This is a genomic window from Thetidibacter halocola, from assembly GCF_018224955.1.
Taxonomy (GTDB): Bacteria; Pseudomonadota; Alphaproteobacteria; order Rhodobacterales; family Rhodobacteraceae; genus Thetidibacter; species Thetidibacter halocola.
On record NZ_JAGTUU010000002.1, the window covers coordinates 417,761 to 441,909 of the forward strand.

Genomic DNA, 24,149 nt, shown 5'->3' on the forward strand with positions numbered 1-24,149 from the left:
TAAGGAAACCCCATGAGCATCGGCAGCAAACTCGCCTGGGACGACACCGTCCTGCCCTTCCAGCTTGATCGCTCCGACATGCGCGGCCGGGTCGCGCGGCTGGACGGCGTGTTGTCGGGCGTGCTGAAGCAGCACGACTACCCCGCCCCGGTCGAGGCGCTGGTGGCAGAGATGGCGCTGCTGACCGCACTGATCGGCCAGACGGTCAAGCTCCGCTGGAAGCTGTCGCTTCAGGTGCAGACCAACGGCCCGGTGCGGATGATCGCGACCGATTACTTTGCCCCCACGAAAGAGGGCGAGCCGGCGCGCATCCGCGCCTATGCCAGCTTCGACCGTGACCGGGTCACGGATGCGCAGCCCTTCTCGCAACTGGGCAACGGCTATTTCGCGATCCTGATCGACCAGGGGCCGGGCACCACGCCCTACCAGGGAATCACGCCGGTTGCTGGAACCTCGTTGTCGGATTGCGCCGCCGCCTATTTCGCCCAGTCCGAACAACTGCCCACCACCTTTGCGCTGTCCTATGGCCGTTCGATGGAACCGGGCGTTGGCGAACACTGGCGCGCCGGCGGCATCATGCTGCAGCACATGCCAAAGGCGTCGCCGTTTGCGCAGGGCGGCGGCTCGGGCGAGCAGGGGCTGTTGCTGGCCGAGGACCTGATGCATGGCAACGATGGCGAAAACTGGACCCGCGTGAACAGCCATATCGGCACGGTGGAGGAGTTCGAACTGATCGGGCCGACGATCTCGCCCGACCAGTTGCTGGTGCGCCTGTTCCACGAAGAAATCCCGCGCGTCTACGACGCCCAGCCGGTGCGTTTCGGCTGCACCTGTTCCGAGGCCAAGGTGCGCCAGACCCTGTCGATCTACTCGGCCAAGGACATCGAGAAGATGACCACCGATGACGGCCGCGTGACCGCCGACTGCCAGTTCTGCGGGGCGCATTACGACCTCGACCCGAAGACCGTCGGCTTCGAGGCCGAAGATGGGACCGACTGAACAGGCCGCGGCGCTGCGCCGCGCGCTGCACGCCGATGGCACGCCCTCGTCGGATTTCGACCTGAACCCGGACGTTCGCCTGCCCGAGGGCCGCGTGCTGCGCCCTGCGGGCGTGCTGGCGGCGTTCCAGCTGGGGGCGACGGGTCTTGAGGTCGTGCTGACCAAGCGGTCCTCGCGGCTGAAACACCACCCCGGCCAGATCGCCTTTCCCGGCGGCAAGCAGGACGAGGGCGACGCCGACCCGGTTGCCGCCGCCTTGCGCGAAGCCTGGGAGGAGGTCGGCCTTGATCCCGCCTCGGTCGAGGTGCTGGGCACGCTTCCGGCGCATGAAACCGTCACGGGGTTTATCGTAACGCCGGTCCTTGCGCTGATCCACGCGCCCTTCACGCCCCGTCCCGAACCCGGCGAGGTGGACGAGGTGTTCACCGCCCCCTTCGCCCATGTCACCGACCGCGCGCGTTTTACCATCCAGTCGCGGCGCTGGCGCGGGACGCGGCGGCATTACTTCACCGTGCCACTGGGCCCCTACTACATCTGGGGCGCGACCGCGCGCATCCTGCACGGGCTGGCGGAACGTGTGGACCAATGACCACCGTCACCGGAGACTGGCTGACCCATGCCGCGACGCAGCGGGTGATGGCCATGCTCGAGAAGGGCGGCCATCGCGCCTATGCCGTGGGCGGCTGCGTGCGCAATGCGCTGCTGGGCGTGCCGGTAACGGATGTCGACATCGCCACCGATGCGCGCCCCGAACGCGTAGTCGACCTGGCCGAGGGCGCGGGGCTAAAGGCGGTGCCGACCGGCATCGACCACGGCACGATCACCGTCGTCGCCGAGGGCGAGGGGTTCGAGGTGACGACCTTTCGCGCCGACGTTGAAACCGACGGCCGCCGCGCGGTGATCCGCTATGCCGACCGGATCGAGGATGACGCGATCCGGCGCGACTTCACCATCAATGCGCTTTACGCCGACCGGCGCGGCGGGCTGGTCGATCCGCTGGGCGGGCTGCCCGACCTGCACGCGCGACGGCTGCGCTTCATTGCGGATGCCGACACGCGCATCCGCGAGGATTACCTGCGCATCCTGCGTTTCTTCCGCTTTTCTGCCTGGTATGGCGACCCGGCGCAGGGCATGGATGCCGACGCGTTGGCCGCCATCGCCGCCAATCTCGAGGGGCTGCACACCCTGTCCCGCGAACGGGTGGGGGCGGAAGTGAAGAAACTGCTGTCCGCGCCTGATCCGGTGATGGCGGTGTCGGTTATGGAGCGGACCGGCGTCTTGCAGGCGATCCTGCCCGGTGCCACGGCCCGCGCGCTGGGGCCGCTGCTGTCGCACGAGGCGGCGCTGGGGCTTGGCGCCGATCCGATCCGTCGGCTGGCCGCGCTGGGCTTTGCCGATGGTCCCGCCCTGCGCCTGTCGAAGGCGGATCAGGCACGGCTGGACCTGTTCCAACGCTGGGTTCCCGACGCGGCAGGCCTTGCCGAAATCGCTTGGCGCGACGGGGCGGAACGGGCCCAGGACTTGGCTGTCCTGCGGGCCGCGCTGCTCGAGTCTCCCTTGTTCCCCGATCTGACCCAACGGATCGCCCGCGGCGCGGGGGCACGCTTTCCGGTCAAGGCCGCAGACCTGATGCCCGGCCTTCAGGGCAAGGCTCTGGGTGACGCTCTGAAAGACCTCGAGGCGCGCTGGATCGCCTCGGATTTTACCCTGACGCGTGAGGCGCTGCTGAAGGGCCTGGCCAAAGGGTGACTTTGGCCCATCTCTGGGCTATGCACCCTGTGGACAGGACCGCCTGACGCGGGCATCCCGGCGTCCCTGCCGCCTGTCCCTTTAGCCCCTTGGTCTCATGTTCCGTTTTTTTGAAAACCTGGTCGATCCCTATGTCGAGTATCCGCAGATGGACCGGCCACCACAGCGGCTTTATCCGTTCCTGAAGTCGTATCTGCACCCGTTCAGGCGCATCTTTGCAGTGGCGGCGGTGCTGTCGGTCATCACCGCCAGCGTGGAACTGGGCCTGATCTGGGCGATGGGCTGGGTGGTCGACATCCTCGCGGGCGATCCGGCGCAGGTCTGGCAGACGCATGGCTGGGCTCTGATCGGGTTGGCGGTCTTCGTGCTGCTGCTGCGCCCGGCCTTGCAGATGCTGGACGTGATGGTGCTGAACAACGGCATCATGCCGAACGTGGGCACGCTGTTCCGCTGGCGGGCGCATCGGCACGTGCTGCGCCAGTCGGTCGGCTGGTTCGAGAACGATTTCGCCGGCCGCATCGCCAACCGCATCATGCAGACGCCCCCCGCCGTGGGCGAGGCGGTGTTCCAGGTCTTTGACGCGCTGTCCTATTCCGCCGCCTATGCCATCGGCGCGCTGATCGTGCTGGGGCAAGCCGACCCGCGGCTGATGATTCCGCTGGCGGCGTGGCTGGTGCTGTATGGCCTGCTGATGCGCTGGACGATCCGGCGCATCGGCCCGGCGGCCAAGGCCGCGGCCGACGCCCGGTCAGAGGTGACGGGGCGTGTCGTCGATGCCTATACCAACATCCATTCGATCAAGATGTTTGCCCATCACGACCGCGAAATCGCCTATGCGAAGGACGCGATCGAGAAGACCCGCACCACTTTCGGGCGCGAGATGCGGCTGTACACGATCATGGATGTCAGCCTTGTCACGCTGAACGGCCTGCTGATCGTGGGGGTCGTGGGCTGGGCCATAGCGCTGTGGATGCAGGGCGCTGCCAGCGCCGGCGCTGTCGCCGCCGCCGCCGCGCTGACGCTGCGGATCAATGCCATGACCGGCTGGATCATGTGGGCGTTGTCCACCTTCTTCCAGCAGCTTGGCGTCATCGCCGAGGGGATGGAGACGATCGCCCAGCCCATCGACCTGACCGACGCGCCCGATGCAAAGCCGTTGCACCTGACCGAGGGCCGGATCGCGTTGCAGGGCCTGTCGCATCATTACGGGCGTGGCGCGGGCGGGCTGGACGCCATCGACCTGACCATCGAACCGGGCGAGAAGATCGGCCTTGTCGGGCGGTCGGGCGCGGGCAAGTCGACGCTGGTCAAACTGCTGCTGCGCTTCTACGACGCCGAACAAGGCCGCATCCTGATCGACGGCCAGGACATCCGTCAGGTTACACAAGAGTCCCTGCGCCGCAATATCGGCATGGTGCAGCAGGATTCGTCGCTGTTGCATCGCTCGGTTCGCGACAACCTGCTGTATGGGCGGCCCGACGCGACGGACGCGCAGTTGATCGCCGCCGCGAAACAGGCACAGGCGCATGAGTTCATCATGGCGTTGGAGGATCCGCAGGGGCGTCGCGGCTATGACGCCCATGTGGGCGAACGCGGCGTGAAACTGTCCGGCGGACAGCGCCAGCGAGTGACACTGGCCCGCGTGATCCTCAAGGATGCGCCGATCCTGCTTCTGGATGAGGCGACCAGCGCACTCGATTCCGAAGTCGAGGCGGCCATCCAGGACACGCTATATGGCATGATGGAGGGCAAAACCGTCATTGCCATCGCGCACAGGCTGTCTACCATTTCTCGCATGGACCGGATCCTCGTGCTGGATCAGGGGCGTATCGTGGAACAAGGCAGCCACGAGATGCTTTTGTCCTCCGGAGGCCTTTATGCCCGTTTCTGGGCGCGCCAGAGCGGCGGCTTCCTCGACCCGGATACGCAGACAGAGGCCGCCGAATGAACATGTTCCGCATCGACCCGTTCCAGCCCGCCGAGGGCCCGCCACCCAACCGCCTGCTGCCGTTCTTCGGCTGGGCGCTGAGGGGCGCGTGGCCGGTGATCTGGGTGGCCGGGGCGATATCCGTGCTGGCGGGCGTGGCCGAGGTGGTGGCCGCGCTGCTGCTGGGCTGGGTGATCGACGCGGCGCTGGCGACGGACGCGACTTCGGTCTTTGCGGACCAGAGCGGCGTGCTGGTGTTCTCGCTGGTGTTCTTCCTGCTGCTGCGGCCGGCGATCCTGGGCGCCTCGGCCTACTCGCAGTCGATCCTGATGCAGCCCAACGTGCTGAACCTGGCGCTGTCGCGGCTGCACAGGCACACGCTGGGTCAGTCGGTGACCTTCTTCGACGACGATTTCGCAGGCCGCATCGCGCAGAAGGAAATGCAGGCGGCGCGGGCGCTGAACGATGTCGTATCGGAAATGGTGCAGACGGTGCTGTTCGCGCTGGCATCCGTGATCGGCGCAGTGCTGTTGCTGGGGACGGTGGATTGGCGCATCGCGGCTGGGTTGCTGCTGTGGATCGTCGGATACGGCTTCCTGATCCGGCATTTCATGCCGCAGGTGCGCGAACGGTCCAAGGCGCGCGCCTCGGCCCGAGCGATGATCACCGGGCAGATCGTCGACACGATGACCAACATCAAGACCGTCAAGCTGTTCGCCCATGCCGACCACGAGGACCGCGCCGCGCTGGGCGCGATGGACAATTACCGTCTGCGCTTCCTGGAATTCGGCCGCGTGTCGGTCGCGTTCCGATTCTGGCTGATGGCGTTGGCAGGCATCCTGCCGGTGCTGCTGGTGGGCGGCGCGCTGTGGTACTGGTCTCTGGGCCTGATCTCGGCCGGGGATATCGCCGCGACGGGCGCGGTCAGCCTGCGGCTGGCGCAGATGACCGGCTGGGTCAGTTTCACGCTGATGAACCTCTATTCCAACGTCGGCGAGGTCGAGGACGGCATGCGCACCCTGTCGCCGCCGCATCGCCTGACCGACCGGCCGGGCGCGCAGGACTTGGCCGTGCCCGAGGGGCGGATCGCCTTCCGGGATGTGACCTTTGCCTATGGCCAGGAAAGCGGCGGTGTGGACGGGATCACGCTGCATGTCGATCCGGGCGAAAAGCTGGGCATCGTGGGGGCGTCGGGCGCGGGCAAGTCGACGTTGGTCTCGTTGCTGTTGCGACTCTACGATGTCGAGGGCGGCGTGGTCGAGATCGACGGGCAGGACCTGCGCGGCGTCACGCAGGAAAGCCTGCGGCGGCAGATCGGCATGGTCACGCAGGAAACCGCGATGTTCAACCGCTCGGCCATGGACAACATCCGCTATGGCCGCCCCGACGCCACGGACGACGAGGTGTTCGAGGCCGCGCGCAAGGCCGAGGCGCATGACTTCATCCTGACGCTGCGCGACCACAGGGGCCGAGAGGGCTACGGCGCCCATCTGGGCGAGAGGGGCGTCAAGCTGTCCGGCGGGCAGCGCCAGCGCATCGCACTGGCCCGTGCCATCCTCAAGGACGCGCCGATCCTCGTGCTGGACGAGGCGACAAGCGCACTGGACTCCGAGGTCGAGGCCAGCATCCAGACCGCGCTGTCGCGGGTGATGGAAGGCAAGACCGTGCTGGCCATCGCGCATCGCCTGTCTACCATCTCCAGCATGGACCGCATCATCGTGCTGGATGCGGGGCGGATCGTGGAAACCGGCACGCATGACGACCTGTTGGCGCTGAACGGACTTTACGCGCGCTACTGGGAGCGCCAGTCGGGCGGTTTCCTTGATGCGCTCGAGGCCGCCGAGTGAGGCGTCTCGCCGCCTTGATCGACCCCTTCGCCGAGGCCGAAGGGCCGCCGCCGCAGAGCATGTGGCGCTTCATGCGCTGGGCGCTGAAAGGATCGGAAAAGGCGATCCTGCTGGCCTTTGCCATCACCTTCGTCACCGGCCTGTCGGAACTGGTGGCGGCGCGCTTTACCGGCTGGGTGATCGACCAGACGGCCAGCGCCGCGCAGGGCGATTTCTGGACGGTGTTCTGGCCGGTGATCGTTGTCGGCGTGCTGTTCTTCCTGGTGATCCGGCCACTGATCTTCATCATGGATGCGGGCGTGACCGGCATCATGCTGGGACCGAACCTGTATCCATTGATCCTGTCTCGACTGAACCGGCACACGCTGGGCCATTCCATGCGGTTCTTCGAGAATGATTTCGCGGGCAGGCTGAGCCAGAAGGCGATCCAGACCGCGCGGGCGCTGACGGACCTGGTGATCGAGGTGTCGGACGTGGTGATCTACTCGCTCGCCATGTTCGCCGGCGCCTTCGTGCTGATGGGGGCGATCGACGCGCGGCTGTTGGCGGTCTTCGTGGTCTGGGGCGTGCTTTATGCCGCGGCGCTGCGGTTCTTCATCCCGCGCATCCGCGTGCGCTCGGCGGCCCGCGCAGGGGCGCGGACGACGGTGACGGGACAGATCGTCGACACCTATTCCAACATCGCGGCGGTCAAGCTGTTTGCCCGCGACGCCGACGAGGACGGCGCGACGCGCGCCGCGCTGGAACGCTACCGCGACCGGTCTCTGGATTTCGGCACGCTGTCGGCGGTGTTTCGCATGGTGCTGATGACGCTGGGGGGAATGCTGCCGCTGTTCGCGATCCTCGGCGCGCTGTGGCTGTGGAGCACGGGGCAGGCGACGGCGGGCGACATCGCCATGACGGCGATGGTCACGACGCGCCTGTCGATGCTGACCAACCGGCTGGGCCGCGTGGCCATGTCGATCTTCACCAATATCGGCGAGGTGCAGGACGGCATCGGCACGTTGACCCCGCCGCACGGCATTTCCGACCGGCCCGGCGCGCTGGCCGTCGCGCCGAGGGGCCCGATCCGGTTCGAGCATGTGACCTTCGGTTATGACGGCGCGAAAAGCGCGCTGCGCGACTTTGACCTGGCCGTAGCCGAGGGCGAGAAGGTGGCGCTGGTGGGCGCCTCGGGGGCGGGCAAATCCACCGTCGTCTCGCTGCTCTTGCGGCTTTACGAGATCGAGCAGGGGCGGATCACGCTGGGTGGCACCGACCTGCGCGACCTGACCCAGACCGCGCTGCGGCAGGCGGTGGCGGTGGTGCGGCAGGAAACCAGCATGTTCAACCGCTCGGCGCTGGACAATATCCGCTATGGCCGTCCCGAGGCGACCGAGGACGAGGTATTCGAGGCCGCGCGACGGGCCTCGGCGCATGACTTCATCACGGGGCTTGTGGATAACGCCGGGAGGCAGGGCTATGCCGCGCGGCTAGGCGAGCGGGGGGTGAAACTGTCGGGCGGGCAGCGGCAGCGGGTCGCCTTGGCCCGCGCCATCCTCAAGGACGCGCCGATCCTCGTGCTGGACGAGGCGACCAGCGCGCTCGATTCCGAGGTCGAGGCCGAGATCCAGTCTGCCTTGCAAGAGGTCATGCGCGGCAAGACCGTGTTGGCGATCGCACACCGCCTGTCCACCATCGCCAGCATGGACCGGATCGTGGTCATGGACAGTGGCAGGATCGTCGAGCAGGGCAGTCATGCGGACCTGCTTGCACGGGGCGGCCTCTATGCCCGCTACTGGGAGCGGCAATCGGGCGGCTTCCTTGGCACGGACGAGGCGCAGGCGGCGGAATAGCGGGCACTGGAAACCGGCTCTGAAAACGGGCAGAAGCCCTGACATGGAAACCTTGACTATCGAACGCCTCGGCCATCATGGGGACGGCATCGCGCCGGGGCCCATCTACGTGCCCGGTACGCTGCCCGGCGAACGCGTCGAAGGCGTGGTCGAGCACGGCGTCATGGCCGCTCCCCGCATCCTCGAACCCGTGCCGGAACGGGTGAAACCGCCCTGCCGCCATGCGAAATCATGCGGCGGATGCCAGCTGCAGCACGCCTCGGACGCCTTCGTGGCGGAATGGAAGCTGGGTGTCGTGCGCACCGCGCTGGCGGCACAGGGAATCGCGGCGCCGGTTTCCATGCTTTCCGCCTCGCCTCCGCACAGCCGCCGCCGCGCTGCCTTTTCCGCGCGGCGTACGAAAAAGGGCGCGTTGGCGGGGTTCCACCAAAAGGGTTCGGACACGGTCATCGCGATTCCCGACTGCCAGCTGGTGACGCCCGCGCTGGCCGCCAGCCTGCCGATGGTCGAGGCGCTGGCTGTGCTTGGCGCCAGCCGCAAGGGAGAGCTGTCGGTGCAGGTGACAGAGAGCCTCTCGGGGCTCGACGTAGCGGTCAGCGGCGGCAAGCCGGTGGACCTGGCCACACTGGCCGAGATCGCGCGCGAGCAGGACCTTGCCCGCATCGCCTGGGACGACGAGGTGCTGACGCGCCGCCCGCCCTACCAGCGGTTCGGCGGGGTCGATGTCGTGCCGCCGCCCGGTGCGTTCCTGCAGGCAACGGCGGCGGGCGAGGCCGCGCTGCGCGACGCGGTCGTGCAGATCCTGCATGGGGCGAGCCACGTGGCCGATCTGTTCGCAGGCTGCGGCACCTTTGCCCTGCCTCTGGCGCAGGCCGCGCGGGTGCATGCGGTCGAATCGGACCGCGCGATGCTCAAGGCGCTGGATCACGGCTGGCGGCATGGAACGGAACTGCGCCATGTCACCCACGAGGCGCGCGACCTGTTCCGCAATCCGCTGCTGCCGGACGAGTTGCGCCGCTTCGACGGGGTGGCGATCGACCCGCCCCGTGCCGGGGCCGAGGCGCAGATCGCCCAGCTGGCTGCGGCCCGGGTTCCGCGCATTGCCCATGTTTCGTGCAATCCCGTCACCTTTGCGCGCGATGCCGCCGCCCTGCTGCGGGCGGGATATCGCATCGGACCGGTGGGGGTGGTTGACCAGTTCCGCTGGTCCACCCATGTGGAACTGGTCGCAGGGTTCGTTTTCGAGGGGTAGACATGGCGTTTCGCGCGCAGCTGGGGGCGTGGCTGGACCGGCCCGCCGTCCGCAATGCAATCATCGGGGTCATCGTCCTGAACGCCGTCATGCTGGGGCTTGAGACCTCCAGCGCCATCATGGCGCAGGCCGGGGGGCTGATCCGCGCGGTGGACATGGCGTGCCTTGCCATCTTCGTGGCCGAGATCGCGGCGAAACTGGTGGCGCGCGGCTGGCGCTTCTTCCGCAGCGGCTGGAACCTGTTCGATTTCGTCATCGTCGGTGTCTCGCTGATCCCGGCGGGGCAGGGCGTGTCGGTGCTTCGGGCGTTGCGCATCCTGCGGGTGCTGCGCGTGATTTCGGTCGCGCCGCGCCTGCGACGGGTGGTCGAGGGATTCATCACGGCGCTGCCGGGCATGGGCAGCGTGTTCCTGCTGATGGCGCTGATCTTCTACATCGGCGCGGTGATGGCGACGAAACTGTTCGCCGCCTCATTCCCCGACTGGTTCGGCGATCTCGGGCTCAGCGCCTACACGCTCTTCCAGGTCATGACGCTGGAAAGCTGGTCGATGGGCATCGTCCGTCCGGTGATGGAGGTCTATCCCTGGGCCTGGGCGTTCTTCGTGCCCTTCATCATGATCACAACCTTCGCCGTGGTGAACCTGCTGGTCGGTCTGATCGTCAACTCGATGCAGGACGCCCACCACGAGGAGGACACCCAGCGCACCGACGCCTATCGTGACGCGGTACTCGAACGTCTCGAGGCGATCGAGACACGGCTGAAGGCGCTGGACCTGCCGAAAAAGTGATCTCGTCCGACGCCCGCTTTACCTGTATGATGAAAGAAAAATCATGAGGCGGGCAGATGGGATTTCTCAGGATCGTTCTGGCTTTGGCGCTGGGCCTTGGGCTGGGCGCGTGCAGCGGCAAGTTCATGCGCTACGACGGCCCGCCGGTGACGCAGGTCGTCGTTCAGAAGGGCGAGCGACGGATGTATCTGCTGAACGGGTCCGAGGTGCTCAAGGCCTATGATGTCGGCCTGGGTTTTGCCCCTGTCGGACACAAGGAAAAGCGCGGCGACGGCAAGACGCCCGAGGGCGATTACACCATCGACCGCCGCAACCCGAACTCGGAATTCTACCTGAGCATCGGCATCGACTATCCTCGCCGCCACGACACGGCAGCGGCATCCGAGGCCGGGGTCAACCCGGGTGGCGACATCTTTATCCACGGGCGGCCATGGAAGTACCGCGATGGCGGGCGTGACTGGACGGCTGGCTGCATCGCCGTCACGAATCGCGAGATGCGCGAGATCTACGCGATGGTGAAGGACGGCACGCCGATTCGCATCACGCCCTAGGAAGGCGTCAGATCGCGGACAGACCGCCGCCTTGCGGTGCGCCCAGCACCAAGTCCCACCAGATCTTGCCGTTCGGTTCCTGGAACCATGAGAATCCCATGTCGCGTGCCGCCGGGTCCAGGATGATGCGGCGGGTGTCGTCGCGTTCCATCCAGGCGGCCAGCGTCTCGGTCTCGGTTTCGAAGCTTTCCGAGATCGCTTCGCCGACGTAGCGGCCGTTGTAGCCCACGCGCTGCATGCGGTCGATCGGCGACGACCCGTCCGAGCCGAACAGCCAAGGCCGGTTCTGCACCGACATGTCACGCGAATGGGTTGCGGCGGCGGCGTTCAGGCGGGCGTTCAGTTCGACCGGCGGCACGCCGGCGATCTTGCGCAGCGCGTTGACCGAATCGAGCATCCGGAACTGGATCGCCCCGGCCTGGCCCGCGCCGATTCGATAGACTCGCGGCAGCGGCTTGCCATCCGGCCCCATGGCGGGAGGCTGCTGCGGTGCGGCGCAGGCGGCAAGGGCGGTGGCCGAGGCCAGGGCGAGGAAGGATCGACGATGCATGGCGGTGCTCTCGATTAGGCAAGGGTTTGGATTGCCTTATCCCGCACGGCGGCACCAATCAAACCCACATGCGCGTGATGCTGCCGCCACACGCCTGTTTGAATTGCGACTGAGGCATTCCGGCAATATATTGCCGTCCTGATATGAAGGCGCTTTGAAGGAGCCGACCCGATGACGACATTCAAGACCACACGCGTGAGCCGCCGCGCTTTCCTGGCGGGCACCGCAGCAGTGGCGGCGAGCCCGGTGCTGGCGCAGAACGTGAACGAAGGCACGACCGAGATCGAGCGCGACGTAACCAGCATCGTGCGCCGCAATGTCGCAAGCTTCCGCGCACTGGACTGGCAGCCCTATTTCAGCAGCCTGACGAATGGCGCGATCCTGGTAGACATCGACAGCCGCGCCCTTCATTTCTGGGAAGAAAGCGGAAATTATCACCTCTATCCGTCGTCGGTCCCACTGACCGACGACCTGACCCGCCGCGGCCGGACCGAGGTCGTACTCAAGGACCCCGAGCCCGACTGGCGGCCGACGCCCTCGATGAAGGTCCGCAATCCGGAATGGCCGGATTACGTGCCGCCGGGCCCGGACAACCCGCTGGGCACCCGCGCGCTGCACCTGAGCTGGCAGTATTACCGCATCCACGGCACCCATGACACGCGCAAGATAGGCCGCCGGTCGTCGAACGGCTGCATCGGGCTCTACAACGAGCATATCGAACAGCTTTACGAGATGGCAAAGGTCGGTACGCAAGTGTTGCTAATTTGACGACAGTGCGGCAGGTGCTGGATTTCTGGCATCAAACGGCAATTGCATTTGCCTTGAAATGCTGGTTAGACAGACTCACGAGGTAAGTCTTGGGTGCCTGCTGTTAGGACAATTGTGGCCACGGCAGGCGAATTATCTGGAGGATAACATGAAGAAACTCGCACTCGCCGCCGCCTTCGCCGGTGCAGCAACCACCGCAATGGCCGGCTCCTATGCCAAGGATGACGTGGTCATGGAGCCCGTCGTGGTCGTGGAAGAAGCACAGCAGAGCTCGTCCTCGGCTGCCATCCTGATCCCGCTGCTGCTGATCGCGATCATCGCAGCCGTGGCCCACAACAACTGATCCGCCGACGCGGTTCAGGGAAAAGGCGGTGCCGACGGCACCGCCTTTTTCTTTTGGCGCTGTCGTATCAGCCGCCCGCCGTTCCCCATTCCAGCCAACGGCGTTCCGCCGGTGACAGTGCGGCGCTCATGACGGCGTCATAGGCGGCCAGATCGTCGTCGGTCAGGATGCCTTCCCACTTGTTCGACGTGGCGCTGTCGAAAAAGCCCGAGTCCTTCTGCCAGAAATCCTGCCCGGCAGACGGCGTGAACCGGGCCGCGTTGGTCTTCATGCTGTCGAAGGTCGCGGCCTCGGCGATCCGCGCCATCAGCGCCTCGGGATGCGCAATGCGCACATGGTCCGCGATCCCGGCAATGGCCCCGGGAAGGTCCCGCAGCATATCCGCATAGTGCAGCCGCAGCAGGTTCTCGCGCGGCTCGCGGCGGAGCGTCTCGCGATAATGGCTCAGGATCAGCGGCAGCCCGCTATGATCGTTCTCGTTCCGCAGGAACAGGCGAAAACTCTCGCGAGGGTCCTCCGGCACCGGGGACATTCCGACGTCGACCTGCATGTTCGCGTGGTGCTTTCGATACGAGAAATGCACGTCGATCGGGTGCCGATAGACCGTGACATAGCGGACCTGGCCCCAGTAGGGGATGGCATCGAACGGAGAGTGTGTCTTGACCTGGCGGCGATGCTGCTGGGCCTCGAGCCGGCCCATGACTTCGTCGACATCGCGGCGATTGATGTCGATCCAGGGCGATTTCATCGAGGTCTGCGCGTCGACCTCGGGATCGCCGGCGATCAGCATGGCGACGATGCCCTGCGTCCAGGTCGTGCCGGATTTGGGCGGGGTGCTGACGACGATATCCCCGCTTCGAGGCTGGAAATGCGCCCATCGCGAGGAATCCGTCACCGGGTCCGTGTAGATGCGGGTCGGCTGTTCGGCTGTTTCGATCATGCGGCAGGCTCCTGTCCCGGGAAAGGCCGACAAGGCCGACCGGGATCAGGATAGCACGGTTTGACCGATCTGGCGCGCGGTGGATCGACAGGCGGCGGTTACTTGACCCAGCCGCCGAGATTCTCCGAGATCACCGCCGACAGAGCCTCGATATGGGCGTCGTCGTCGTTGAGGCAGGGGATGTAGGTGAAATGCTCGCCCCCGGCTTCCTCGAAGCTTTCCTTGATCTCTTCGTTGATCTCTTCGAGCGTCTCGATGCAGTCGGCCGAGAAGGCCGGCGCGCAGACGGCGATGTGCTTCTTGCCGTCCTCCTCGGCGAGGCGCGCGACCTCTTCGACGGTGTAGGGCTTCAGCCATTCCTCGGGGCCGAACCGGCTCTGGAAGGTGGTGGTGATCTGGGTATCGTCCCAGCCCAGCCGTTCCTTGAGCAGGCGCGTCGTCTTCTGGCACTGGCAGTGATACGGGTCGCCTTCCATCAGGTAGCGCTTTGGCACGCCGTGATAGGAGCAGACGAGGATCTCGGGCTTTTTTTCCATCGTGGCATAGGCGCGTTCGATCGACTGGGCCAGCGCCTCGATATACAGCGGATGGGCGAAATAGGGGTCCACGACACGGGCCGTGGGCTGCCACTTTTCGTCCATCAGCGCGCGGAAGAACTGGTCGTTCGCGGTGGCCGAGGTGGCGCCCGCGTAATGCGGATACAGCGGGAAGAACAGGATCTTGCGGCAGCCGGCCTCGACCATCGCGCGGACCTTGGACTTGGTCGACGGGTTGCCGTAGCGCATGCAGAAATCGACCATGACCTGGTCGCCGTAGTCCTCGGACATCTTGGCGGCGATCTTTGCGGTCTGCGCCTTGGTGATGGTCATCAGCGGGCTTTCGCCCTGCTCCTCGTTCCAGATCGACTTGTAATTCTGGCCCGAGCTGAACGGGCGCTTGGTCAGGATCACCAGTTGCAGCAGCGGCTGCCACAGCCACGGGCTGTAGTCGATCACGCGGCGGTCGCTGAGGAATTCGTTCAGGTAGCGGCGCATCGACCAGTAGTCGTAATTGTCCGGCGTGCCGAGGTTGGCGAGCAGGATTCCCACCTTTGCGGCGGGCACCTTGGGGTGGTCGGTGGGTGCATGCACCGGACGGGTGGCCTCTTTGGTGGCGTCGAGCATCGGTCTGTCCTGATCGGGAATCTTTGAGGGGTAAGTATCGTCTCAGCGCGATACGTCAATCTTTCAGCGGCGATTCGCGCGTTCCAAGCGCGTCTGCCAGCCTTGCCGCGGCGGATCCGGGGCGCAAAGGCTGCGGTTGCGAGCCGTCGGGCGCCCAGCCGGTCAGCGTGACGATTTCGAATGTCGCTGTAACCCGGCCGCCGTCGGTGAAGTTGTCGGAATAGATCTGCGCGGCGCGCAGCAGCACCGCGCGGCGGGTCGGGCGCCGCAGGCGATTGGCAAGGGCGTTGGTCTCTCCCATGGCGCGCAGGTCGCGCATCAGGTGCAGTGCCGAGTCGTAGCTGACCCGCAAGGGCCAGCTGTCCGCCACCGGCAGCGCCAGCCCGGCGCGTTGCAGCAGCCCGCCAAGGTCGCGGATCTCGCCCATCGGGACGACACGGGGCGACAGGCCGCCCGTTGCCTCGATCTCGGCCTCGCCAAGGGCGGCGCGCAATTCGTGCAGGGTCTGGCCGCCTGGAGTCAGCGCCAGCAGCATCCCGTCCGGGCGCAGCGCGCGGCGGCACTGGATCAGCTGGCCCACCGGATCGTTCGCCCAGTGCAGGCACATGGCATGGATCACCAGGTCATGCGCGCCCTCGTCCAGCGACAGGACGTCGTCGTCCGGGATCACCCGCGCCTCGGGCAGCAGGCCTTGCCAGACTTGCGGAAAGGGCGTGACTACGGCCGGGGACGTAAACCGCCTGTTAACCATGCCGAGCCGATCCTCAGCCTCGTCCCGCGCGGCCTCGTGCAGGAACAGCGCCGGGGCGCTTGCGGCGCGGCGGCGGTTGCGGGTCAGGGCGGTGCGGTCGGTCAAGTCGGACATGAAGGGCAGATAGGATGTGGACGCAGGCGATGCAAACGCTGGTTCAACTGGTCTACCCGCCGCGCTGCCTGTCCTGCGGCGGCCTGGTCGAATCGGATTTCGGCCTGTGCGGCAGCTGCTGGCGCGACACACCCTTCATCGTCGGCCTGTCCTGCGACCTGTGCGGCACGCCCCTGCCGGGCCAGTCCGACCGCGCCGAGCATTGCGACGAATGCCTGTCCATCGCCCGGCCCTGGATGCAGGGACGTGCGGCGCTGCTGTACCGCGACAAGGGGCGGGCGCTGGTTCTGGCACTGAAACACGGCGACCGGCACGACATCGCGGAACCCGCCGCGCAATGGATGGCGCGGCAGGTGCGGCCCATCCTGCGGCCAGACATGATCGCCGTTCCCGTGCCGCTGCACCTAGGCCGCCACCTGTCGCGGCGCTACAACCAGTCGGCGCTGCTGGCGCGGGCGCTGGCACAGACCCTTGGTATCGACTGGTGTCCCGACGCGCTGGAACGCCGGGGAAAGACGCCGATGCTGGACGGCAAGACCCGGGACGAGCGATTCGCCACGCTGGCGGGCCGGATCGCGGGCAATCCCCTGCGCGCGCCTTTGATCCGGGGGCGGCCGGTGCTGCTGGTCGATGACGTGATGACCTCGGGTGCGACGCTGGCCGCCTGCGCCGAGGCCTGCCTTGCGTCCGGCGCATCGGAGGTTTGCGTCTCGGTGCTGGCAAGGGTCGCCAAAGATGCATAGTTTAATGCCTGAACACCGTTTCAGGGATGACCCATGCAACCTGTCGAGATCTATTCCTCGCCCTTCTGCGGCTTCTGCCACGCGGCGAAACGCCTGCTGACCCAGAAAGGCGTCTCCTTTACCGAGTTCGACGTGGTGGCCGAGCCGCAGCGCCGCTCCGAGATGATGAGCCGCGCCCATGGCCGCCACACCGTGCCGCAGATCTTCATCGGCGAGACCCATGTGGGCGGCTGCGACGACCTCTATGCGCTGGATCGCGCGGGCAAGCTCGACCCCATGCTGAAGGGCTGAGACATGCGCGTCGCAGTCCTGCAACTGACCTCGTCGGACGATCCGGGCGAAAACCTGGCCACCGTGCAGGGAATGCTGCACGAGGCGAAGGTTCAGGGCGCGCAGATCGCGATGACGCCCGAGGTGACGAACTGCGTTTCGATGAGCAGGGCGCACCAGAACGCGGTCCTTCGGCCCGAGGAGCGGGACGAGGTTCTGGCCGGTCTGCGGCAGACGGCGGCGGCGCTGGGGCTCTGGGTGCTGGCGGGATCGCTCGCTGTGAAATCCGCCCCGCCCGAGACGCGCTTTGCCAACCGGTCGGTCCTTATCGACGCGCAGGGCGGGATCGTCGTGCGCTATGACAAGATGCACATGTTCGACGTTCAGGTGTCGGAAACCGAGACCTACCGCGAATCGGACGGCTATGCGCCCGGCGACCGCGCGGTGACGGCCATGACGCCCTGGGGCATGCTGGGCCTGAGCGTGTGCTACGACGTGCGCTTCGCTTATCTCTACCGCGCGCTTGCGCAGGCGGGGGCGCAGGTGCTGACCGTGCCTTCGGCGTTTTCGCCCGGCACCGGGCCTGCCCACTGGCAGCCGCTGTTGCAGGCGCGTGCGATCGAGACGGGCTGCTGGGTTGTCGCGCCCGCCCAGACCGGCCGGCACCGGGCGGGCGAGGGGCGCGCCCGGGTCACGCACGGTCATTCGCTGGTCGTCTCGCCCTGGGGCGAGGTGGTGCTTGATGCCGGGGTGGAACCGGGTGTGCACGTGGTCGATCTGGACATGGCGGCGGTGGACGCGGCGCGGGGCAAGGTGCCGTCGCTGACCCATGACCGGCGCTTTGCGGGGCCGACATGAGCGATCCCAGCGGCCTTGCCATCTCGCTCATCAGCGAGCTTCTGACGGCGGACCAGCTGCTGCGCGCGCGGCTGACCAGGGTTCTGCCGAACCGGATGGAAATCTCGCATTTCTCGGTCCTGAACCACCTGGCGCGCGGCGGGGAAAAGACCCCGGCACAGCTGGCGCGCGCCTTTCACGTCACGCGCGGGGCGATGACCAACACGCTGGGCAAGCTGGAGGTCTCGGGCTACGTCCATATCCGTCCCGACTGGGACGACGCGCGCCGCAAGCTGGTCAGCATCTCGCCCGCCGGGAAATCGGCGCGCGACGCGGCGCTGGCCGCGATCACGCCTCTGATCACCGCCATGGTCGGCGAACTGGGCGATGCGCGGGTGCGCGCGACCCTGCCGGTGCTGCGCGAGTTGCGGCTCAAGCTGGAATCCGACCTGGGCGAGGCAGGCTGAAGCCCGCCCTTGTCTCTGTCTCGGACCGGGGCCAGTCTGCGTGCATGGACTGGCGAGATACGGGCATCCTTCTGTCGGCACGGCCGCATGCCGAGACCTCGGCGATCCTCGAGGTCTTCACGCCCGCGCATGGCCGTCACATGGGTGTGTTGCGCGGCGGCGCCTCGCGCAAGCAGGCGGCCAACCTGCAACCCGGCACGCAGTTGGACCTGACCTGGCGCGCCCGGCTGGAGGACCATATCGGCGCCTTTACCGTCGAGCCGCAGCGCTCGCGTGCCGCGGTCGTCCTCGCCGACCGGCTGGCGCTGGCGGGGATGAACGCGGTCATCGCGCTGCTGCGCTTCTGCCTGCCGGAACGCGAGCCGCATCCCGCGCTCTACCGCCGGTCCGAGGCGCTGCTGGACCTGATGGGGCAGGGCGAGCTCTGGCCGCTGGCCTATCTGCGCTGGGAGCTGGCGCTGCTCGAGGAGATGGGGTTCGGCCTTGACCTGACCGCCTGCGCGGTCACGGGCGCGACCGAGGGGCTGGTCTATGTCTCGCCCCGGACGGGCCGTGCGGTGACGGCCGAGGGCGCCGGCGAGTATGCCGACCGTCTGCTGCCGCTGCCCCCGGTGTTGCGCGGCGAAGACCCCGAAAGCGACGCGGACATCGCCCGTGCACTGGGCACGACCGGCTGGTTCCTGGAGCATCGCATGGCACAGGCGCTGCGCGACAAGGCGTTGCCGGCGGCGCGCGCCGCCTACGTGGATCGTCTCATGCGGCTTGCGCACCCTTCCCCACGCCCGGAATAGGCGCTAGGAAACCCCCATGCGGATGACCTTGCCCAACCTCCTGACCGTTCTGCGCCTGCTGGCCGCGCCCGGCGTGGCGGTCATGTTCCTGTATTTCCACCGCCCCTACGCGGATTGGGCGGCGCTGGTGCTGTTCCTGTCGGCGGCTATCACCGACTGGTTCGACGGCCACCTAGCCCGCACCTGGAAGCAGGAAACGAAACTGGGCGCGATGCTGGATCCGATCGCCGACAAGGCGATGGTGCTGATCGCGTTGATGGTGATCGTGGGCTATTCCTCGATGTCGCCATGGCTGGTGCTGCCCGCAACCGTCATCCTGTTCCGCGAGGTCTTCGTCTCGGGCTTGCGGGAATTCCTCGGTGATACGGCCGGAACGCTGAAAGTGACGAAACTCGCCAAGTGGAAGACCACGGCGCAGATGGTGGCCATCGCGGTCCTGTTTGCCCAAGGCGTGTTCGAGCACTACCTGAACCTGTCGTCGCGCCTGCTTGACCCGGCGCAAGTTCGGGCGATCCTGGACCAAGTGCAGCCGGATGTGCACGGGTTGGTCTGGAAAGAGGCGGGCATGGTCTGGGCCGGGTATCTCGGGTTGACGCTGCTGTGGATCGCGGCGCTGCTGACGCTGATCACCGGCTGGGACTATTTCCGCAAGGCGGTGCCCTATCTGAAAGAGGAGGCCTGACGTGGACGTTCTGTATTTCGCATGGGTGCGCGAGCGCATCGGCCTGCCGAAGGAGCGGATCGAGACACAGGCCGCGACCGTGGCCGACCTGATTGCCGAGTTGAAGGCACGCGAGGCGCGGTATGAGGCAGCGTTCGCCGATCTGTCCGCGTTGCGCGTCGCCGTCGACCAGGAACTGACCGATTTCGACGCGTCCATCGCGGGCGCGCGCGAGGTGGCGTTCTTTCCGCCGATGACGGGGGGCTGAGCCGTGATCCGCGTCGTCGTGCAGGAGGCGCCCTTCGATTTCGGGGCCGAGGCGGCGGCATTTGCCCGCGGCCGCACCGACCTGGGCGCTATCGTCACCTTTTCCGGCATCGTGCGCGACGTGGCCGACGGCCTGTCGGTGATGGAGATCGAGCATTATCCCGGCATGACCGAGAAGGCGCTTGAAAAGATCGCCGCCGAGGCCGAGGCGCGGTGGTCGCTGGGCGAGGTGCTGGTGATTCACCGCCATGGCCGGCTGGAAGCGGGCGAGCAGATCATGATGGTCGCCACGGCCTCGCGCCATCGCAAGCATGCCTTCGAGGCGGCGGAATTCCTGATGGACTATCTGAAATCCCGCGCGCCTTTCTGGAAGAAGGAGCACACGGAGGCAGGCACCGGCTGGGTCGATGCGACCGAAGAGGACGAGGCCGCCCTTAAGCGCTGGTGAGGCGCGCGGACGGGTCCCGGGCCCAGCCATCGCGGTCCGCGCCTCAGCCCTTGGTCGCCGCTGTGACGTAGTTCACGCTCAGGTCGCGGTCCGACAGGCGCCATTGCCATGTCACCGGGTTGAAGACAAAGCCCTTGCGGTCCACCGGGGTCAGCCCGGCTTGCCGCAGCAGGTCGCAAAGCTCATCCGGGGTGATGAATTTCTTCCATTCATGTGTGCCCTTGGGCAGCCAGCGCATGACGTATTCCGCGCCGACGATCGCCATGGCAAAGCTCTTGGGATTGCGGTTGATGGTCGAGCAGATATGCAGCCCGCCTGGCTTCAGCAACTGCTGGCACGCGGTCAGGTAGGCCAACGGGTCGGCCACATGTTCGACCACCTCCATGTTCAGCACTGCGTCGAACTGTTCGCCCGCTTCGGCCATCGCCTCCGCCGTGGTGTGGCGGTAGTCGATGGTCAGGCCGGATTGTTCCGCATGGGTCATCGCCACGGGGATGTTGCGCGCCGCCGCGTCCACGCCCACAACCTCTGCGCCCAGCCGCGCCATCGGCTCGCAGAGCAGGCCGCCGCCGCAACCGATATCGAGGATGCGCAGCCCGGCAAACGGCCGCTCGATCCCCACGTCACGCCCGTATTCTCCGGCGATCTGCGTCGTGATATAGTCCAGACGGCAGGGGTTCAGCATGTGCAACGGCTTGAACTTGCCGTTCGGATCCCACCATTCTGCGGCCATGGCCTCGAACTTGGCGATCTCGGACGGGTCGACGGTAATGGTCATGCACTTCCCCATGGTCTTTTTCGTATTCGGTCCAATATAGATACCTCATGGACAAATTCCCGAGCCAAAAGCGCGCAGTTCAGTATCTCTATCCGCCGATCGACCCCTTCGATCAGCGCATGGTCGATGTCGGCGACGGGCACCGCGTCTATGTCGAGCAGGCCGGCAAGCCGGACGGCATTCCGGTGATCGTTTTGCACGGTGGGCCGGGCGGCGGATGCAGCCCGGCGATGCGCCGCTATTTCGACCCGGCCGTGTTTCGCGTCGTCCTGTTCGACCAGCGCGGCTGTGGCCGGTCTCGCCCACACGCGGTGGTTTCGAACAACACCACCTGGGACCTCGTCGCCGACATCGAGCGCATCCGGTCGCTGCTGGGCATCGACAAGACCGTGGTCTTTGGCGGCAGCTGGGGCGCGACGCTGGCGCTGGTCTATGCCATCACCCATCCCGAACGCGTGGCGCACCTGGTGCTGCGCGGCGTCTTCCTGATGACGCGACGCGAACTGGACTGGTTCTATGGCGGCGGCGCCGGGCAGTTCTGGCCTGAACCCTGGGCGCGGTTCCGCGACATGATTCCGAAGGACGAGCAGGGTGACCTGATCGGAGCCTATCACCGCCGCCTGTTCAGCGGCGACCTGCGCGAGGAGACGCGCTTTGCCCAGGCCTGGAGCGCGTGGGAAAACGCGCTGGCCTCTATCCACTCGGCGGGACACGGGGGCGAATCCCCCGGTGATTACGCCCGCGCGTTTGCCCGTCTGGAAAACCATTACTTCGTGAACGCGGGATTCCTCGAAACCGATGGCTGGATCCTGCAGAATATCGGCGCCCTGCAAGGCATTCCCGGTGTGATCGTGCAGGGCCGCTATGACATGATCTGCCCGCCGCGCAGCGCCTGGGAGCTTGCCCGGGAGTGGCCGGATTCCGACCTGCGCATGGTCCGCAATGCCGGTCACGCACTGTCCGAACCGGGCATCAGTTCAGAGCTGGTGCGCATAATGGACCAGATCGGCGAGGCGTGACGCCCGGATCCTGGCCGTTGCACCCCGGTAAAGGGGTTTACACAGAACCAACAACGGTTAACGTGGGCGCTAACAACAAAAGAAGACCGACAGGGAAAGTGCATCCGGTCCTGAAAATCATACTGCAGCGCCTGGCGCTTGGGCTCGTGACGCTGTTCGTCGTGTCGATCGTGATCTTCACGGCAGTGAACATGCTGCCCGGGGATTTCGCGCAGGCGATCCTGGGGCAAGGCGCCACGCCCGAGGCCGTGGACGCGATTCGCCGCGACCTGGGCCTCGATCAGCCGCCGGTGACGCGCTACCTGCAATGGCTGAGCGGTGCGCTGCAGGGCGATCTGGGCAATTCCTTTGCGCAGGCGAATTTCGCCAGCTTCGTCGGCGCCGACAGCGGTGTGCGGACCACGGTGGCGCAGCAGATCGCGCCGCGCTTCGAGAACACCATGTTCCTCGCAGGCGTGACCGCCGCGATCGCCGTGCCCTTTGCCGTGACGCTGGGCATCCTCGCGGCGCTCTATCGCAATTCGGTCTTCGACAAGGCGGCGAACATCGGCACGCTGACGTCGATCTCGAGCCCGGAATTCTTCGTCGCCTACATCCTGATCCTGTTCCTGGCAGTGCTGAACCCGATGCTGCCGTCGCTGTCGAACATCTACGAGGGGATGCCCTTTTCCGAGCGGCTGGAAAAGACGCTGCTGCCGGCGCTGACACTGACGCTGGTCGTCACTGCGCACATGATGCGCATGACGCGGGCGGCGATCCTGAACCTGATGGCGTCGCCCTATATCGAGATGGCCCGGCTGAAGGGAGTGAAGCCGATCCGCGTCATCGTCCGCCACGCCCTGCCCAACGCGCTGGCGCCGATCATTAACGTGGTGGCGCTGAACCTGGCCTACCTGATCACCGGCGTCGTGGTGGTCGAGGTGGTGTTTGTCTATCCCGGCATCGGCCAGCTCTTTGTCGACAGCGTCAAGATCCGCGACATCCCGGTTGTTCAGGCCTGCTGCCTGATCTTCGCCGCCGCCTATATCCTGCTGAACCTGACCGCCGACATCCTGTCGATCGTGTCGAACCCGCGGCTGAGGCATCCGAAATGAGCGCCTGGCTGTGGATCGTCGCGCTGCTGGCAGGATCGCTGGCCGTAGGCTGGCTGGGCCGCTTTGCCGCGCAGAAGGCGACAGGCAACAAGCCGGTCTATCGCGACATGCCGCTTGCCGTGGCCTTTGGCTATGCGCTGGGCGTCGCGCTGCTGGCGCTGGCGGTGTGGTACTACTTTCAGCCCACCGTGCAGGAGACGGGCGTCGCCAATGCCGGGGTGATGTTCTTCCGCTGGGCGGTGCATGGCTTTTTCGGATTTGCCGTCGCGGCCTGGCTGTTCCGCTTGCTGGGGCGCAGCCTGGGCACCGCCGCCTCGCGCAAGCTGTTCCGGCAGATGCCGCTGACCGCCGCCTTCGGCATCCTGGTCATCATCATCTACGCGGTGACGGCGATCTTTGCCGGGCTGCTGGCGCCGCATGGGCAGGCCGAGGTCTTTGCCCAGGCCAATATCGTGCCGGGCGGCAATCCGGCGCTGGGCGGAAATCCGGATTTCCCGCTGGGCACAGATCAGATCGGCCGGGATATCCTGTCGCGGCTGATCTACGGCGCGCAGAACACGGTGGGCATCGCCTTTGCCACGACCCTGATCGCCTTTTTCCTGGGCGGGTCCCTGGGGTTCCTCGCGGCGACCCTGCGCGGCTGGATGGACCAGTTGCTGAGCCGCGCGGTGGACGTGCTGATGGCGATCCCGTCGCTCATCTTCTCGCTGTTGCTGATCACGGTCGCCTCGGCGTGGGTGTCGGGCTTTGGCCTGACGGTGGCCATGGTGCTGATCATCGCGGTGATCGACTCGACCCGCGTGTTCCGGCTGGCGCGCGCCGTGGGCATGAACATCGTCGTGATGGACTATATCGAGGCGGCCAAGCTGCGCGGCGAAGGCCTCCCCTATCTGATCTTCAAGGAGATCCTGCCCAACGCCACCGCGCCGCTGCTGGCGGAATTCGGGCTGCGCTTCTGCTTCGTCTTCCTGACGATCTCGGCGCTGTCCTTTCTCGGCCTCGGCATCCAGCCGCCGCTGGCGGACTGGGGCACCATGGTCAAGGACCTGTCGGCCTTCATCAACTATGCCGGTTTCGCACCGCTGGCGGCCAGCGTGCCGCTGCTGGCGGCGGGCGCCATCGCGCTGCTGACCGTGGCGGTGAACTTCGTGGTGGACTGGATGCTGCAACGCAGTTCGGGGTTGAAGGAGTAGGCGA

The 24,149-nt window shown here is 66.4% G+C and carries 27 protein-coding genes; 22 read left to right on the forward strand and 5 right to left on the reverse strand.

The window, feature by feature from the left end; translation table 11 throughout:
- Positions 1 to 12: 12 nt before the first annotated feature.
- The 9 genes from hslO (at position 13) to KB874_RS06245 (ending at position 10,948) form a co-directional block, all read left to right on the forward strand.
- Complete coding sequence (hslO, locus tag KB874_RS06205; protein ID WP_212535686.1) at positions 13 to 999, forward strand: Hsp33 family molecular chaperone HslO; 987 nt, start codon at positions 13 to 15, stop codon at positions 997 to 999.
- Positions 986 to 1,588, forward strand: coding sequence for an NUDIX hydrolase (locus tag KB874_RS06210; RefSeq protein WP_212535687.1), 603 nt, complete (start codon positions 986 to 988; stop codon positions 1,586 to 1,588). The genes hslO and KB874_RS06210 overlap by 14 nt, the downstream gene beginning before the upstream one ends.
- On the forward strand, positions 1,585 to 2,748 hold the full coding sequence (locus tag KB874_RS06215) for a CCA tRNA nucleotidyltransferase (protein ID WP_212535688.1): 1,164 nt from the start codon (positions 1,585 to 1,587) through the stop codon (positions 2,746 to 2,748). The genes KB874_RS06210 and KB874_RS06215 overlap by 4 nt, the downstream gene beginning before the upstream one ends.
- Before the next feature lie 97 nt (positions 2,749 to 2,845).
- The gene (locus KB874_RS06220) at positions 2,846 to 4,696 is read left to right on the forward strand and encodes an ABC transporter ATP-binding protein (RefSeq protein ID WP_212535689.1); all 1,851 of its coding nucleotides are present in this window, start codon (positions 2,846 to 2,848) and stop codon (positions 4,694 to 4,696) included.
- Complete coding sequence (locus KB874_RS06225) at positions 4,693 to 6,522, forward strand: ABC transporter ATP-binding protein (protein ID WP_212535690.1); 1,830 nt, start codon at positions 4,693 to 4,695, stop codon at positions 6,520 to 6,522. The genes KB874_RS06220 and KB874_RS06225 overlap by 4 nt, the downstream gene beginning before the upstream one ends.
- A 59-nt stretch (positions 6,523 to 6,581) precedes the next feature.
- Entirely contained in the window at positions 6,582 to 8,357 is a 1,776-nt protein-coding gene (locus KB874_RS06230; protein ID WP_212535861.1) for an ABC transporter ATP-binding protein, read from the forward strand.
- 43 nt (positions 8,358 to 8,400) lie between these two features.
- On the forward strand, positions 8,401 to 9,609 hold the full coding sequence (locus KB874_RS06235) for a class I SAM-dependent RNA methyltransferase (protein WP_212535691.1): 1,209 nt from the start codon (positions 8,401 to 8,403) through the stop codon (positions 9,607 to 9,609).
- Between the two features lie 2 nt (positions 9,610 to 9,611).
- Entirely contained in the window at positions 9,612 to 10,397 is a 786-nt protein-coding gene (locus KB874_RS06240) for an ion transporter (protein ID WP_212535692.1), read from the forward strand.
- A 56-nt stretch (positions 10,398 to 10,453) separates the two neighbouring features.
- Positions 10,454 to 10,948, forward strand: coding sequence for a L,D-transpeptidase family protein (locus KB874_RS06245; RefSeq protein WP_212535693.1), 495 nt, complete (start codon positions 10,454 to 10,456; stop codon positions 10,946 to 10,948).
- 7 nt (positions 10,949 to 10,955) lie between these two features.
- Here the strand turns inward: KB874_RS06245 and dalA are convergent, their stop codons facing one another.
- The gene (gene dalA / locus KB874_RS06250) at positions 10,956 to 11,498 is read right to left on the reverse strand and encodes a divisome-associated lipoprotein DalA (protein ID WP_212535694.1); all 543 of its coding nucleotides are present in this window, start codon (positions 11,496 to 11,498) and stop codon (positions 10,956 to 10,958) included.
- A gap of 171 nt (positions 11,499 to 11,669) precedes the next feature.
- On the opposite strand from dalA, the gene KB874_RS06255 reads away from it, so the two are divergent.
- The gene (locus KB874_RS06255; protein WP_212535695.1) at positions 11,670 to 12,266 is read left to right on the forward strand and encodes a L,D-transpeptidase; all 597 of its coding nucleotides are present in this window, start codon (positions 11,670 to 11,672) and stop codon (positions 12,264 to 12,266) included.
- Between the two features lie 148 nt (positions 12,267 to 12,414).
- Positions 12,415 to 12,609, forward strand: a complete 195-nt coding sequence (locus KB874_RS06260; protein ID WP_212535696.1) for a ferrochelatase — start codon at positions 12,415 to 12,417, stop codon at positions 12,607 to 12,609.
- 67 nt (positions 12,610 to 12,676) lie between these two features.
- On the opposite strand, the gene KB874_RS06265 is transcribed toward KB874_RS06260, so the two are convergent.
- The 3 genes from KB874_RS06265 to KB874_RS06275 all read right to left on the reverse strand — a co-directional run bounded on the left by KB874_RS06265 (position 12,677) and on the right by KB874_RS06275 (position 15,577).
- Positions 12,677 to 13,549, reverse strand: coding sequence for a sulfotransferase domain-containing protein (locus KB874_RS06265; protein WP_212535697.1), 873 nt, complete (start codon positions 13,547 to 13,549; stop codon positions 12,677 to 12,679).
- A 98-nt stretch (positions 13,550 to 13,647) separates the two neighbouring features.
- A complete protein-coding gene (hemH, locus tag KB874_RS06270; RefSeq protein ID WP_212535698.1) occupies positions 13,648 to 14,712 on the reverse strand; it encodes a ferrochelatase in 1,065 nt (354 codons plus the stop codon).
- 55 nt (positions 14,713 to 14,767) lie between these two features.
- Positions 14,768 to 15,577: a methyltransferase domain-containing protein gene (locus KB874_RS06275; protein WP_212535699.1), complete on the reverse strand. Its 810-nt coding sequence runs from the start codon at positions 15,575 to 15,577 to the stop codon at positions 14,768 to 14,770.
- A gap of 29 nt (positions 15,578 to 15,606) precedes the next feature.
- Between KB874_RS06275 and KB874_RS06280 the strand changes: the two genes are divergently transcribed.
- The 8 genes from KB874_RS06280 to KB874_RS06315 are packed head-to-tail and all read left to right on the forward strand — an operon-like array spanning position 15,607 to position 20,061.
- Positions 15,607 to 16,320, forward strand: coding sequence for a ComF family protein (locus KB874_RS06280; RefSeq protein WP_212535700.1), 714 nt, complete (start codon positions 15,607 to 15,609; stop codon positions 16,318 to 16,320).
- Positions 16,321 to 16,353: 33 nt separating this feature from the next.
- Entirely contained in the window at positions 16,354 to 16,611 is a 258-nt protein-coding gene (gene grxC / locus KB874_RS06285; protein WP_212535701.1) for a glutaredoxin 3, read from the forward strand.
- Between the two features lie 3 nt (positions 16,612 to 16,614).
- Entirely contained in the window at positions 16,615 to 17,448 is an 834-nt protein-coding gene (locus tag KB874_RS06290) for a carbon-nitrogen hydrolase family protein (RefSeq protein ID WP_212535702.1), read from the forward strand.
- Positions 17,445 to 17,894, forward strand: coding sequence for a MarR family winged helix-turn-helix transcriptional regulator (locus KB874_RS06295; protein ID WP_212535703.1), 450 nt, complete (start codon positions 17,445 to 17,447; stop codon positions 17,892 to 17,894). The genes KB874_RS06290 and KB874_RS06295 overlap by 4 nt, the downstream gene beginning before the upstream one ends.
- 44 nt (positions 17,895 to 17,938) lie before the next feature.
- The gene (gene recO, locus KB874_RS06300; protein WP_212535704.1) at positions 17,939 to 18,685 is read left to right on the forward strand and encodes a DNA repair protein RecO; all 747 of its coding nucleotides are present in this window, start codon (positions 17,939 to 17,941) and stop codon (positions 18,683 to 18,685) included.
- A gap of 16 nt (positions 18,686 to 18,701) precedes the next feature.
- Entirely contained in the window at positions 18,702 to 19,367 is a 666-nt protein-coding gene (gene pgsA / locus KB874_RS06305; RefSeq protein ID WP_212535705.1) for a CDP-diacylglycerol--glycerol-3-phosphate 3-phosphatidyltransferase, read from the forward strand.
- Between the two features lies 1 nt (position 19,368).
- Positions 19,369 to 19,614: a molybdopterin converting factor subunit 1 gene (moaD, locus tag KB874_RS06310; RefSeq protein ID WP_212535706.1), complete on the forward strand. Its 246-nt coding sequence runs from the start codon at positions 19,369 to 19,371 to the stop codon at positions 19,612 to 19,614.
- Positions 19,615 to 19,620: 6 nt separating this feature from the next.
- Positions 19,621 to 20,061: a molybdenum cofactor biosynthesis protein MoaE gene (locus KB874_RS06315; RefSeq protein WP_212535862.1), complete on the forward strand. Its 441-nt coding sequence runs from the start codon at positions 19,621 to 19,623 to the stop codon at positions 20,059 to 20,061.
- Positions 20,062 to 20,104: 43 nt separating this feature from the next.
- Here the strand turns inward: KB874_RS06315 and ubiG are convergent, their stop codons facing one another.
- Positions 20,105 to 20,839, reverse strand: coding sequence for a bifunctional 2-polyprenyl-6-hydroxyphenol methylase/3-demethylubiquinol 3-O-methyltransferase UbiG (ubiG, locus tag KB874_RS06320; protein ID WP_212535707.1), 735 nt, complete (start codon positions 20,837 to 20,839; stop codon positions 20,105 to 20,107).
- Between the two features lie 47 nt (positions 20,840 to 20,886).
- Here ubiG and pip point away from each other — a divergent pair, with 47 nt between their 5' ends.
- The 3 genes from pip to KB874_RS06335 all read left to right on the forward strand — a co-directional run bounded on the left by pip (position 20,887) and on the right by KB874_RS06335 (position 24,145).
- Positions 20,887 to 21,858 (forward strand): prolyl aminopeptidase, encoded by a 972-nt coding sequence (gene pip / locus KB874_RS06325; RefSeq protein WP_212535708.1) that lies wholly within the window; start codon positions 20,887 to 20,889, stop codon positions 21,856 to 21,858.
- A gap of 98 nt (positions 21,859 to 21,956) precedes the next feature.
- Positions 21,957 to 22,952, forward strand: coding sequence for an ABC transporter permease (locus tag KB874_RS06330; protein ID WP_212535709.1), 996 nt, complete (start codon positions 21,957 to 21,959; stop codon positions 22,950 to 22,952).
- Positions 22,949 to 24,145 (forward strand): ABC transporter permease, encoded by a 1,197-nt coding sequence (locus KB874_RS06335; protein ID WP_212535710.1) that lies wholly within the window; start codon positions 22,949 to 22,951, stop codon positions 24,143 to 24,145. The genes KB874_RS06330 and KB874_RS06335 overlap by 4 nt, the downstream gene beginning before the upstream one ends.
- Positions 24,146 to 24,149: the final 4 nt, after the last annotated feature.